Raw genomic sequence first — 13,508 nt, 5'->3', positions numbered from 1 at the left:
ATTATGCTTTGCTAAAAGTAAACATCGTGTGATATTCACCAATTTCTACATCTTCATTAAGTTGTAAGCCAGCTTCTTTTGCTATGTCTTTAAACTCTGTTGCTTTATACATTTTAGAATTACCATTTGCAATTACGGTAAAGTAAAGCGATGTTGCTTCTAAAATAAACTTAGCGTTATCAAATTTTTGTCTGTCGGTAAAAGTTTCTATGATGATTAATTCTGAATTTTCATTCATAGAATTCACACAGGTTTTAAGCACTTTTAGAATTTCCGCTTTTGAAAAACAATCTAAAAATTGACTCATCCAAATGGTTTCCGCATCACTTGGTATGGTTGGGTTGTCGGAAAGCCAATCGATTTCATGACCTTTTACTCGGTCTTGAAAACCTGCTTTTTCTACATTTGCTTTCGCTTTGTTTAATTGTCCGGGAAGATCAATCATGGTTATGTTCACATCGCTATTGTACGTACAGCATTTCACAGTGAATTTTCCTGTATTTGCTCCTATATCGAATATTTTTTTGCGGTCTTTTTTGAATAATAACTCTAAAGCTTCTGCAAAAATATCGTCGGAATAATGATGGTCAAAATCAAACCAAGATTTTTGTTGTAATGGTGTTAGTTTTGATAAGCCTTCGTAAACCGTTGGCCAATCTCCAAGTTCTTTTAATCCTGAAGGTTTTCCTGTTTTAATAGCTTCATCTAAATGAAATAAGCCTTTGTAGCAAACCTCATTGGTGAAATTAAGATTTACATTTACTGTTTCATTATATGCTAAAAAGTAACCAATAGTAGTAAGTTCATAATGTTCGGTTTCGTTTTTGGAAACGATATCGGAACTTTCCGCAATTTCTAATAATACACCAACACCATAAGTGCTAAGTTTTAATTCTTCAGCAATAGCTTCTAAAGTGATTCCTCCTTTTTTTCTTTTCTCGAAAATAAGATCGAAAATACCGAGTTTTCTTAAAGATACTGTTGCTTGAAACACAAAAGGAGCCATTGCAATTTTTTGTGCTTCTTGAATTGCGTCTATAGCTTTTATAGATTGGTTTGACATATTTAATTCGTTTTTTGAAATAAGATTGCTGTATTACAACCTCCAAATCCGGAAGCTGTTTTTAAGAATCTATTAATATTTTTTTTAGTTGTTTCAGTAATTACGTTTATTGGTTTAGTAACTCCAGAAGTTTCAAAACCTAACGATTTATACAAAGTGTTATTTTTTAATGCATGCATACCAACAATGGTTTCTACCAATCCGGAAGCGCCTAAACTATGACCAAAATAACCTTTTAAACTATTTAACGGTACAGTGCTTAAATCCATTCTGTTAAATGCAATAGCTTCCATTTCATCGTTGAACATGGTTGCTGTTCCGTGTGCAGAAATAAAATCTACTTCTGCTGCAGAAATATTTGCTTGTGTAAATGCAGATTGCATACTTCTATATAAACCTTCTCCAGTTCTGGAAGGACCAGAAATATGATTGGCATCATTGCAAGAACCTTCACCTAAAATGGTAACAGCTTCTTTTGCTAAAGCATCTGCATCTTTGGTTACTAAAACACTTGCAGCTACTTCGCCAATATTTATTCCTGTTCGGTTTGCATCATACGGTTTACAAGGTTCGCTGCTTAACGCTTGAAAAGAATTGAAACCAGATAAAATAAACTCTGTAATGACATCACCACTGGTAATAAATACATGATCGTACGTCCCTTGTTGTATATATCTTTTTGCAATGGCAACGGCTAAAATTCCAGAAACGCAAGCATTAGAAACTACAATAGCATCGTTTTTAAAATGAAAAAAATCTTTGACTTGATTACCAAGTTCGCTTAAATATGCTCTGTCTTTATGAAAAGGATTGTTTGCATCTAAAGCATCTATGTTTCCTTTGGTGGTAGAAATAATTAAACCTACACGATCGTTGATTTCTATGTTGGAAGCATCTATAACGCTACTTAAAGAAGTAATCATCATTTGCTCTAAACGCGTATATGCTCCTTTCGGATTACGTTTGTTAAAGTTTTCTTGTAAGTCTTCCGTAGAAATTAAGGAAGTATAAAAAGGTTCTGGTAAAATGGATTTGTCATCTATACGTTGTAAACCAGAAACTTCGTTGCTTATTTTTTCAACAACAGCTTCACTAGTAAAACCTAATGACGAAATAATATTATTATGTGAAACGTACACTTTACTCATCTAATAAGCCTACATTTTTTTTCCATTCCATAAAAAACTCAGGAATAGTTAATGATAAATCTCCTTCACCAATTTTATCTACAAATACTTGAACCGTTTCTCCTTTGCATACCAATTGATCCTTTTGGTTATAAATTTCGTAACGAAATATCATTTTAGCAGCAGGATTATCTACGTAAATTGTTTTTATAGTTGCAACATCACCATAACGTAAAGGATGTTTATGGTCTGTACTAGATTTTACAATTGGTGTTGCAAAACCATGTTCTTTTTGATCTAAATAAGATATGCCATGTTTTCTACCAAAAGATTCGCGACCATCTTCAAAGTATTGAATATAGTTACCATGCCAAACAATACCTAAAGGGTCTGTTTCTACAAAGCGTACACGTACCTGATTGGTATGTTCTACGAGTTTATTAGACTGCATTTTTCTTTTCATTATAAACAATAGCGATTAGCGTGGTTACTATAAAAAACACGAATAGTAAACCTATTTCTGGTAAAATTTCTACAAGACCGGAATTTCGTAAAAATACGTCGTAAAAAGCATTTAATCCCCAATTCATTGGAGAAATATTAGATAAAGTTTGCATAAACTTAGGCATAATAAAAACCGGAACCCAAACACCTCCAAGTGCTGCTAAAATAACAACAAATGTAGCGCCAAAAGGAGCCGATTGTTCTTGTGTTTTTGCAATAGTACCTAGTAATAAGCCTAATCCAATTGCTGCCAATCCTGAGAATATAGCAACAACGAAAAGGAGTGGTAAACGTCCCGAAATATCTAGCGTTGGTAAACCCATTACAGGGAAAAGATAAACGCCAATAGCAAGCATTAACATGAATTGAATAATGCAAACACACAGATAGACCAACGTTTTACCTCCTAAAACCGTGGCATAAGAAACCGGATTTGTACGTAAGCGCACAAAAGTACCTTGACTTTTTTCTTTAACAATATTGATAGATAATGGTACGATGATAAAAAAGATAGCAAATAATGTCCAAGCAGGAACGTTGTGTTGTACCGAGTTTGGTTTTATTTCTTCATCGTTTTTTATTGGGAGAATTTCTTTAAAACTAATAAAATTATCCGTTTCAAAAATAGCTTCTGTTGGGTCGTCTGTTATTTGTTGTTGAAAGGCTTTATAGATAGATTGTGTTTCAATTTTTGAAATCATTTTATCTATTCCATTTTTTACCGAAGACTTAAAGGTAAGCTGCGTTGCTGGATCAAAATAGAGTTTTACTTCTTTTTTAGGAATGACAATTGCTTCCGTTTCGCCTTCTTCATCTAAACCAAATTTAGAAAGAATACCATCTACGTTTTGGGTTACTTTTTTATTTAAATCGGAAGAAAGATTCTCTGGAATAATAATCGCGAGTTGATACTTTCCAGAAAAAACTAAATCTCTAGCAATGGTTTCATTTTCCTTTACAATTACTTGAAAAGTATTAGAAGTTGCTAATCCGTCTTGTATAGTTTGTGAAACGGTACCTTTATCATTATCTACAATTAAAACAGGGATTTTAGCATCGCTAATCGTTTTAAATGTGCTGTCTTGAATGATGGTGATGGTAATAATAAGTACTAATGGCATTACAAATAATACCACAAGACCTCCAAAATCTTTTATTAGAAGTAAATACTCTTTATATGCTGAAGCCCAAAGTTTACGCATGATCTCTTAAGGCTTTTCCGGTTAAACTTAAAAACACATCTTCTAGATTATGAGCACCTGTATGGTTGCTTATTAGTGTTGCTGGTTTTCCTGTTATTATTAATTTACCATGATCTATAATGGCAACTCTAGAACAGAAAGATTCCGCTTCATTTAAATGATGCGAAGTATAAATGATAGTCGTTCCTTTTTTATTTAAACCTTGAAGAAATTCTATAATTACATTTTTAGATTGTACATCTACACCAACAGTTGGCTCGTCTAAAAACAAAACCTTAGGTTCATGTAAAATACTTGCTATAAGGTTTATACGACGTTTCATTCCTCCAGAAAAAGTATCTATTTTTTTATGGGCAAATTGCGATAGTCCTAATATTTTAAGATATTCTTCAATTTTATTTTTTAGATATTTTCCATGTAAACCGTACATGCTTCCAAAGTATTTTAAGTTTTCGAAAGCGGTAAGTGTAGGGTAGAGGGCGTACTCCTGTGGTACAATACCAATAAGTTGTTTTAGCTCGTTTTTATTGTTCTGATATGTTAAACCATTAATGGTAAAAGAGCCGAAGTTGGTTTTATAAGCGAGCAAAGTATAGAGATTAGCGTCGTTTTTCCTGCACCATTGGGACCAAGAAGACCGAAGATTTCTTTCTCTTCAATGAGCAAATCAAAATCTACTACCGAAAAATCTTCGGCAGTTTTATACTTTTTAGATATATGCTCAATGTTAATCATATTATATAGCTTTTTTTAAAGCTTTAAAAAACACTTCTTCTTTGTCTGCAATAGTTTCTAATTGTGAAGCTACTTCATTATAACCATCTGCTTTTGCGCCTCTATTTTTATAAATTCGAGAAGCATCTACAGCAAAATCACGCCATAAATCGCCAATTTGAGTCATTTCTTTGGAAAGATCTGCAAGTTTCGGATTGTTTAAAATCTTACTAGATTCTTGTAAAAATGCTGCAAAAATATAACGGAAGCCTCCGCCACCAGTTCCTATTTCTTCTTGCATTCTTACTATTTGTCCTAAGTAATGATTCGCTTTTTTTACACCTAATTTCTTAGGCCATTTTCTTATTTGCTTTGCAGTAAAACGAATTCCTTTAACACCAAGAACAGGCATTGGAGCTAGCATATCTCTACAGGTATGTTTAATTCCTTTTAGTATTGCTTTCTCTAAATCAAGCTCTTTTGGGAAATTCGTTGGGTAATAAATATGTCCTTTTGGAGGTAAAGCTCCTTTAGCAAATCTAACTTTTTCAAGCTCTTTATCTGTTAAAGTGGTTACCGTTTCCATAACCGGATCACTTATCAAATAGGTGTCTTCTGTTTTTCCGTAAACGACTAAATTGTGTGCGTTAAAATGAAAACGATATTCATCTGGAAAATACGTTAAATTATAAACACCAACTTGTAAGCCAACAGGATTATTGTTGTTTAAGTTCTCGTCTAAAACAGCTTTCGCTTTTTTAGGATCTTTAAATTTTTCGCGTTCTATTTTTATTCCAACACGTTTTGCAAAACGTTTAAATATAAATCCAGGCATTGCTCTGTACGTAATTGCAGGAGCATGATTCACCTTTAAAAACGGGATATAACAAAATAGTAATCCCGAACCAATACCAAAAACCATTGGCTCACTTACGTTAAAGCCATGATGTTTCATTAAATTAGAAACCACACCATTTTCGCAATGCGCAGATTGATGATGTGTAAAGTTAATTTGCATGTTGTAGGTTTTTAAGTTGGTCTATGGTAATTTCAAAAACATCTGCATATTTTTGAAGTATTTTATTCGATAATTTGTGAAATACTTTTGGTTTGAAATGTCTTTTAACACGCCATTGCCAAATACCAACATAGCTGGCTAAAATTGGAAGATCCATTTTATGGAATTCCATATAATATTCTATCGGACTGGTTTGATTGTTTTGTACTCGGTTTTTTGCGTCTTCAATACGTTGATGGATATCCTCAATAGCATTGTCTAAAGCAATGGTTTTTGGGTCCCAACCTGTGGTATGCGCTGTGGTATATTCGCCATTTTCATCTACAGCATAGCAAAGTTCTCTGAAATTTGCAGACTCTAAATTACTTTTATCCTGAGGTACTTCGCTCTTTTTCATAACCTTTAGTTTTTAGGTGTTTCCTGAATAAACAAATTCAACTCACAAGATAATAATTCTTTGTTTGAAGTAGCAATAGTACAGGCTAAAGTGCAAATGCTATAATTATCTGTATCAAACCTAGATTTTAAATTTGCTTTAGATATTATAATGTCTCCTATAGCAGGACAAGCAAATATGGTTACTTTTTTTATTGCAGAAATAAAACCAATAAGTTTTGTTCCTTCGCCTTCAAGATCGTCTTCTTCAAAGTAACTTTTACCAACAATAGAAGAACAAGTCTGTGCTGCGTTTTCAATTAATCCTACTTCATTAAATTGCATGTCTTCATCTACAAAAATGCAATCTTCTTTTATTTGGAAGGAAGTGGTTACGTGTTCATCATCAATAGATATAACATGGTCTACCATTAAGAATGGCGTACGATGTGGTAAAAATTTTGTGATATCTAGTGACTGAAACTTATTCATTAGCTAGCAATAACGGTTTTCATTTGTGCAAAGGCAATTTCCTCTTTATCTTGATTAAAGGCTTTCACTTCTACCATAGTTACTCCCATAAATTCATGAAGTATCAATGCTTCGGTGGTAATAGTTTCATTAAGCTTTGGAAGCTTAGTAACTTCCACTTTTTTTATAGAACCAATATAACCTGTTGGCGCTTGTTCGCCTTTTAAAAAAAAGTCATAACCCGTATGTAAAGCAACGGTTTGTGCTAAGTTTTCTATGAGACCAGATTCTAAAAAGTAATTATCTTTTACAAAAAGGTTGGTATCTAAAATAGTGAAACTAGACACAACTTTATCTGCAGTGAAATCCAACAAAGTGTCTACCATTACAAATGGCGTTTTTTGCGGAATTAAATGCGATATATCTGTTATTGGTAAACCCATTTAGCAAACAGTTAAAAGTGCATAAGCGTAAGCAAAACGAGCACTTTCAGGAACAGAAAGTAATATTTTCTCTCCTTTTTTAAGCTTTCCAGAATTTGCTAATTCTTCTAACATGATGTAGATAGAACCTGCTCCTACATTACCTACTTTGCTTAGGTTCATGAACCAGTTTTCCCAAGGGATTTCAACACCTTGCGCTACCATTTCTTTATATAAACTGTCTTTAAAGTAATACGAAGAAACGTGTGGTAAATAATAATCTATATCTTCTGGTTTTAGGTCGTGTTTTGCAATAGCCATTTTTAGGCTATCCACACCTTTTACTAGTATGTTTTCACTTAGGAGTTTTACATCTTGCTTCATAGCAAATAATGATTTTTTACTCCATTGGTCTGAAGGATATTCGCTCCAAGGTTTTAAAAATCCATCTTCTAATTTATCTCCTCCAGCATACATACACGCTTCAACTTCATGAGCGTATGAGTAGCCTTCCATCCAATCTATTTTTAAAGGATGGTCCCCTTTTGGTTCACTTTCTAATAAAAATGCTCCAGCGCCATCGGATAACATCCAACGTAAGAAATCTTTATTAAAGGCTAATATTGGGTTGTCTTCTAATGTTTCTAAATGCTTTACTTCTTCTTCAAAAGTATCCGACATCATCCAAGAAGATGTACGTTCCGATCCTGTGCAAACCGCATTTTTAGTTTCACCAGATTTCACAGACATGTAGCCATATTTAAGGGCATTCATCCCTGAAACACATGCGCCAGAAGGCGAATTGATCTCTAGGTTTCCGTTTTTTAGAAAACCATGAACCATTGCTGCGTGTGATGGTAAAATTTGATCTGGACTAGATGTACCACAAGAAAGCAGTTCAATATCTTCTGCTTTAAATTCTGCATCACATAAGGCAACTATTGCTTCTTTTGTCAGTTGTGCATTATTGTGTGTGATATTGCCATTATCATCAATAGCATAATATCTAGTTTTTATTTGATTGTTACGCAAAACAATACGTCTTCCTTTTGAAGTCTTACCGTTTATGGTACCTAATTTATCTTCCATTTCGTCATTTGAAATTGGACGATTTGGTAAAAATTTTGAAATTTTGTTGATGTAAACTTCCTTCATATTAATGCCTTACTCTATATAATTTACAGACGAATAGTATAATTTGTCTTTTTTTATTTTATGTATTGAAAACACATAAGTCAACAAAAATAAGATAAAAACAATTGGTGCAAGAATCCAAATCGCAAATAATAAGTAATAACTAAAAAATTTAACCCAAAAACTGCGTTTAGGGCTGTTTTTGTCGCCTTTCGATTGAATTAATTTTGACCATTTAGAGAAAATAACGTTTGCGCGTCTATCTGTAACTACTAAAAAGGGCTTAATTAGGATTGCACCTTGTTTTAAAAGGTTGTCTTGTAAATTGTTGAAATTGTTTTCTTTTAAATGTTTTAATATAATTGGACCAAACTTTACCGCTTCATCGATATCCTTTTGCGACACTCCGGGTTTTGGAAAAACACCAAGGTAGCGTTCTTTTTTTGCAGAGAACATCCATTGCGCAATAGTGATAACACTTACGTGGTTTATATGTCGGTCTACCAAAGCAATATTACCAACTAAATTAGCTTCTAATGCTTTTAGTTTTTTCTTCATTTTTTCTTGCGCCATAATCCACATATTTCTGCAACCAATCACAGTAATTACTGGTGTATTCTTTAGGAGTTGCTTTGCTTCTGGTGTGTTTAAAAATGAATTTATAGGAATAGATGGTGTTAAGTACCAAACTTGATATCCTAAAATAACGAGGTCGTATTTTTTGTTAAGAATCTCTGATGAAACAGGTTTTACTTTTTCTGGAACTTGTTGAAAGGTTTCTGGAAAAGCGCCATAAAACGCATCTGCTTTCCATGGAAAAGGAAAAGGAGTTTCCATTTTTATATCATGATAATCTATTTGTATAGTATCATTGGCTAAAGGAGAAACTATATTCTTTACAATTTCTGTTAATTGTCCAGATTGAGAATAGTGTATGACTAAAACGTTTTTCAAAAGATAGATTTTTTGGTAATTTCCGAATAAAAGTCTAGATATAGAAGTTTCATTCTTTGTAAATAGTAGAACTTATTAACTTTTGCGAAAACGATAAAAAAACAGGAGTGTTCTTAGTTTTTTTTATCGAAAGTTCCCCAAAAATCAAAATAGTTAAACCATTGTAAAGGATATTTGTTCAACATCCAAGATACACTTTCTGTATATTCTTTTAAAAGTGCTTGTGCATCTCTATGTTTCGCTTCTGCTTTTCTTGTAAAAAGATGGTAATGTTTGTTGGTTTCTTTCATTACATACACAAAAAGCACAGGGACTTTTAAACGAGATGCTAGCATAAAGGGACCAGCAGGAAATTTTGCAACTTGGTCTAATAGATCTTGAGTTAAGTATTTGGAACCAGTGATGTATCTGTCACCAGTAATTACAACAAGTTCATTTCTTGTAAGCGCTGCGTTAATTTCGAAAATATGGCCTAAGTCTTCTTGAATTAGAATAATCTTTACTTTCGGTTTATCTGTAACGCTTTCTAAATATTCTTTAATATTAGAATGTTCGGCGTCGGTAGTTAAAATACTAATGGAAGTATTTTCTTCTAGTTCACCAAAAAAGTGTTCAGCAATTTCAAAATTACCAACATGTGCACTTATTAAAATACCTCCTTTTTTTTGTTTTAAGGCTTTGTCAATAAGTTCGAAGCCATCAAAATGATAGGTGAATTTGTCACGTAATCCAGAAGATATTGCAATTTTGTCGATGATGGTTTGACCAAAAACATAGTAGCTTTTATAAATGTTTATAAAGCTTCTAAGTTTAGAGTTTTTACGTCTTTTATGGAAATAATAGTAACTGGCTTTAGTGCTATCTCCTGCAAAAAAGCAAAAGTATAGCGCAACAAAATGCAGAATGAAGTATGCAGAACCAATTCCGAAAGTCTTCATACAAAACACAAAAATCTTGTATCCAAAAACAGTTCCTCTGGACTTTCCTTGCCATTCAGCAGCCATAAATATTTAAAGTAAAGTGTTTAGCTTAATTTTTTTTCTATTAAATTATAGAAATCTTGAAGGGATTCTACATTCACAAAATCTTCTCCAACTAATTTTACGCTGAAGTTAGACTCTACTGCAACCACAAGGTCGACAAAGTCTAAACTATCTAATTCTAGAGTGTCTTTTAAGTTTGCTTCAGGAGCGATGTCATCTGATTCTACTTCAAACTCGTCTATAAGAAAATCGTTTATCTTTTCAATAATAACCTCTTTAGTCATATTGTATTATAATTTTTTTATTATTAATGCTGAATTTGTTCCACCAAATCCAAAGGAATTCGACAAAAATACATCAAATTTTTTATCTAGCGTTTTACTTACTAGATTTAATTTTTTTGCGTCTTCATCTGGCTCTTCCAAATTAATGTTAGGGGCAATAAAATTATTTTGCATCATTAGCATAGAATATACTACTTCACTAGCTCCAGCCATCCAGCACTCATGTCCAGTCATCGATTTTGTAGAACTTACATAAGGGCCATTTTCTCCAAAAACTTTAACTATAGCTTTTGCTTCATTGGTGTCTCCTACAGGAGTTGAGGTAGCGTGGGCATTAACGTACTCTATTTCGGATGGTTTTAAATTAGATTGTTCAATTGCTTTAGCCATTGCTCTAGATGGGCCATCTACGTTTGGTGTAGAAATGTGTTCGCCATTGGAAGAGAATCCATAACCAATAATTTCGGCTAAAATTGGTGCTCCACGTTTTATAGCAGATTCATAGCTTTCAACAACTAGTGTTGCTGCGCCACCACTTGGCACTAAACCATCTCTGTTTTTATCGAAAGGTCTAGATGCTTTTTCTGGGTTTTCTAAGTTCATGGCAAAAACACCAAGACCATCAAAACTTCCCATGGCATATTTATTTATTTCTTGTGCTCCACCACAAATAATACAGTCTTGTAATCCGCTTCTTATAAGTTGAAACGCCATGCCAATAGCGTGAGATCCACTAGCACAAGCGGCACTTATTGTGAAATTTACTCCAGTAAGATTAAAAAGTGTAGAAAGATTCATGGTTACTGTAGAATTCATAGCTTGAAAAATAGCGCCAGAACCAACAAGTGTTGTGTCTTTTTTTTCTCTAATTTTATCTACGGAATCTACAATAGCCTTTGCTGTACTATCGTTTCCGTAAAGAATACCTACTTCGTTTTTCTTTAAAAAATCGATATCTATTTTGGCGTTCTCTAAAGCTTCGGTAGTTGCAACGTATGCATAAGCACCTTCATCGCCTAGACTAATGCGTTCTCTTCTTGTAAGTTGTTTTTTTAGATTTGGTTTTTCTACCATTCCGGTTAACGGAGAGCGATACCCAAAATCTTTTCTTTCTTGATCGTAGATGATTCCAGACTTCCCATTATATAATGAATCCTTTACTTCTTCTAGATTTTTTCCTATGCAGGAATAAATTCCCATTCCTGTTATAACAACACGCTTCATATTTACAACAAAATTATTTTAAGAGTAAATTCCTCCATTAATATTTATTACTTCGCCAGTAATATAAGAAGACTTTTTGGAAACTAAAAAGGAAACTAAATCTGCTACTTCTTGTGCTTCACCAAAACGATTAGCGGGAATCATTTTTTTGAGTTCTTTTTCATCCAACTCTGCAGTCATATCTGAATTTATAAACCCAGGAGCAACAGCATTTACCGTTATTTTACGTTTAGCAACTTCTTGAGCTAGTGCTTTGGTAGCAGCTATAATTGCGCCTTTTGCAGCCGAATAATTGGTTTGTCCAGGAGTTCCTTTTACACCAGAAACGGAAGCGATGTTTACAATGCGACCGTAGCGATTACGTAGCATTTTTTGAATACCATAATTGGTAACATTAAAGAAACCGTTTAAAGAGGTGTTGATAACGCTTTGCCAATCTTCTTTAGGCATCCACATAAATAGACCATCTTTTGTAATTCCGGCATTATTAACTATTACTTCTATTAGTGCATCTGGATTTGCTTCTTGCCAAGCATCTAATTTTGATGTTACTTCTTCAGCATCCGTTACATTAAAACCAATAATTTCTCCAGTATTTCCTGCTGCCTGTACTGCTTTTAAAGTCTCTTTTGCAGCTGCTTCATTACTGTTATAGTTTATTAATATGTGATAATCTGTATCTATTGCAAGTTGTGAGCAAATGGCTTTACCAATTCCTCTGGAACCACCAGTTATTAGGGCACATTTCATGTGTTAGTGTTTGTTTTTTGTAAGTGTAATTAGATTTGGAAATTTTAATAGATATGTTATCTAGATATTTAAGATTATTTAAATAATTCTAATTGTTTGTACCATTTGTTTTTTAGTACTTCCCCTTTAGTATTTATATAACCCCAAACTTTTTCTTCTTTTACTCTAGCTATACCATTAATAAAACCTTTTTCGTTGTTCTTTTTAAAGATAGAAAAACCTCCAGCTGTAATATTGTATTTGTCGTCTATTACTTGTTCTCCTGAAGTGTTTATGAATCCCCAAAGTTTGTCTATTTTAATAGGAGCTAAGCCGTCTTTACTAAAAATTTCGGCATCTCTGTATTGTAAGGATATAACTACTTTTCCTGTAGTGTCAATATACCCCCATTGTTTATCTCTAGAAACTGGAGCAAGACCATTAACAAAGGCTCTAACTTTATCAAAGCTTGGCTCTATAATCCAATCTCCTTTTTTATTAATGTAGCCAATTTTATCGTTTTTCTTAGCGTAAGTAATGTCTCCATTAACTGAGAAGTCCCAGATTTTTTGAGCACCATCTACTTTTTTAAATTCCCCATTAATGATTAATCCGTGACTTTCGCCAAGCGTTGCTACAACATTGCCATTGTACACATTACTAACACCATCATATTTGGTTTCTACAAAATAGTTTCCAGTTTTGTCTACTAATCCCCATTTTTCACCTTCTCTAACTTTTGCATATCCATTTTCAAAATCGAAAGCTTTGTTAAATTTTGGTTCGATTACTACAGTTCCAGAAGTGTTTATAAAACCTACATTATCTCCTTGTCTTATTTGAGCAAGACCTTCTGTGAAATCATAAATTTTATCGGTAGCAACATCTGTTAGTGTTTTTTCACCTTTAGTATTTATATAAAACCATTCTTTTTTACTTAGAACAACAGCTATTCCAGAGTTGAATGCTTTAGTTTTATCAAAAGTAGGCTGTATCACCCATTCTCCTTTTCTATTAATAAATCCCCATTTTTTGTTGCTATTCATAGCTTCGGCTAAATCTTCAGAAAAGTTTTTAGCAACTTTAAATTCTGGTTCAATTACCCATTCTCCAGCTTTGTTTATATAGCCGAATTTTCCATCATCATTTGCAAGAGCAAGTTCTTGAGCTCCAACTATGGTGCTTAAAAATAATAATACGATTAATAGCGATTTTGTTTTCATGTGTTTGTTTCTTTAATCTATTGTTTTAGACATTTATTCATTTCTTGGTTAAGGAAATGTTTGTTTATAAATGCTTCATAA

General features: G+C 33.1%; 15 protein-coding genes and 1 pseudogene. All 16 read right to left on the bottom strand.

The window, feature by feature from the left end; genetic code table 11:
* Position 1 precedes the first annotated feature (1 nt).
* The gene (locus AMD28_RS09930) at positions 2–1,063 is read right to left on the bottom strand and encodes a methyltransferase (RefSeq protein ID WP_055443968.1); all 1,062 of its coding nucleotides are present in this window, start codon (positions 1,061–1,063) and stop codon (positions 2–4) included.
* Positions 1,064–1,065: 2 nt separating this feature from the next.
* Entirely contained in the window at positions 1,066–2,211 is a 1,146-nt protein-coding gene (locus tag AMD28_RS09925; RefSeq protein WP_055443967.1) for a beta-ketoacyl-[acyl-carrier-protein] synthase family protein, read from the bottom strand.
* The gene (locus AMD28_RS09920) at positions 2,204–2,641 is read right to left on the bottom strand and encodes an acyl-CoA thioesterase (protein WP_241492479.1); all 438 of its coding nucleotides are present in this window, start codon (positions 2,639–2,641) and stop codon (positions 2,204–2,206) included. The genes AMD28_RS09925 and AMD28_RS09920 overlap by 8 nt, the downstream gene beginning before the upstream one ends.
* Positions 2,631–3,896: an ABC transporter permease gene (locus tag AMD28_RS09915; RefSeq protein WP_055443966.1), complete on the bottom strand. Its 1,266-nt coding sequence runs from the start codon at positions 3,894–3,896 to the stop codon at positions 2,631–2,633. Before AMD28_RS09915 ends, AMD28_RS09920 begins: the two co-directional genes overlap by 11 nt.
* Positions 3,889–4,631: pseudogene (locus tag AMD28_RS09910) on the bottom strand (ABC transporter ATP-binding protein). Before AMD28_RS09910 ends, AMD28_RS09915 begins: the two are co-directional and overlap by 8 nt.
* A 1-nt stretch (position 4,632) precedes the next feature.
* Positions 4,633–5,628 carry a BtrH-related acyltransferase DarH gene (gene darH / locus AMD28_RS09905; protein WP_055443965.1) on the bottom strand — a complete coding sequence of 332 codons (996 nt, stop codon included), beginning with the start codon at positions 5,626–5,628 and terminating at the stop codon, positions 4,633–4,635.
* Positions 5,618–6,025, bottom strand: coding sequence for a flexirubin biosynthesis protein DarG (gene DarG, locus AMD28_RS09900; protein WP_055443964.1), 408 nt, complete (start codon positions 6,023–6,025; stop codon positions 5,618–5,620). Before DarG ends, darH begins: the two co-directional genes overlap by 11 nt.
* 5 nt (positions 6,026–6,030) lie before the next feature.
* Complete coding sequence (locus tag AMD28_RS09895) at positions 6,031–6,495, bottom strand: hotdog family protein (protein ID WP_055443963.1); 465 nt, start codon at positions 6,493–6,495, stop codon at positions 6,031–6,033.
* Positions 6,495–6,917: a hotdog family protein gene (locus AMD28_RS09890; protein WP_055443962.1), complete on the bottom strand. Its 423-nt coding sequence runs from the start codon at positions 6,915–6,917 to the stop codon at positions 6,495–6,497. Before AMD28_RS09890 ends, AMD28_RS09895 begins: the two co-directional genes overlap by 1 nt.
* The gene (gene darB, locus AMD28_RS09885) at positions 6,918–8,051 is read right to left on the bottom strand and encodes a dialkylresorcinol biosynthesis protein DarB (protein WP_055443961.1); all 1,134 of its coding nucleotides are present in this window, start codon (positions 8,049–8,051) and stop codon (positions 6,918–6,920) included.
* A gap of 9 nt (positions 8,052–8,060) precedes the next feature.
* A complete protein-coding gene (locus tag AMD28_RS09880; RefSeq protein ID WP_055443960.1) occupies positions 8,061–8,984 on the bottom strand; it encodes a hypothetical protein in 924 nt (307 codons plus the stop codon).
* A gap of 113 nt (positions 8,985–9,097) precedes the next feature.
* Entirely contained in the window at positions 9,098–9,988 is an 891-nt protein-coding gene (locus tag AMD28_RS09875) for an LpxL/LpxP family acyltransferase (RefSeq protein WP_055443959.1), read from the bottom strand.
* A gap of 20 nt (positions 9,989–10,008) precedes the next feature.
* Complete coding sequence (locus AMD28_RS09870; RefSeq protein WP_055443958.1) at positions 10,009–10,251, bottom strand: phosphopantetheine-binding protein; 243 nt, start codon at positions 10,249–10,251, stop codon at positions 10,009–10,011.
* Between the two features lie 6 nt (positions 10,252–10,257).
* The gene (locus tag AMD28_RS09865) at positions 10,258–11,475 is read right to left on the bottom strand and encodes a beta-ketoacyl-[acyl-carrier-protein] synthase family protein (RefSeq protein ID WP_055443957.1); all 1,218 of its coding nucleotides are present in this window, start codon (positions 11,473–11,475) and stop codon (positions 10,258–10,260) included.
* Between the two features lie 18 nt (positions 11,476–11,493).
* Positions 11,494–12,225 (bottom strand): flexirubin biosynthesis SDR family reductase FlxB, encoded by a 732-nt coding sequence (gene flxB, locus AMD28_RS09860; RefSeq protein WP_055443956.1) that lies wholly within the window; start codon positions 12,223–12,225, stop codon positions 11,494–11,496.
* Positions 12,226–12,299: 74 nt separating this feature from the next.
* Positions 12,300–13,427, bottom strand: a complete 1,128-nt coding sequence (locus AMD28_RS09855; RefSeq protein WP_055443955.1) for a WG repeat-containing protein — start codon at positions 13,425–13,427, stop codon at positions 12,300–12,302.
* Positions 13,428–13,508: the final 81 nt, after the last annotated feature.

Source organism: Lacinutrix himadriensis (assembly GCF_001418105.1).
Taxonomy (GTDB): domain Bacteria; phylum Bacteroidota; class Bacteroidia; order Flavobacteriales; family Flavobacteriaceae; genus Oceanihabitans; species Oceanihabitans himadriense.
Note: the sequence above shows the minus strand (reverse complement) of the source record. Positions and strands in the feature narration are given on the sequence as shown.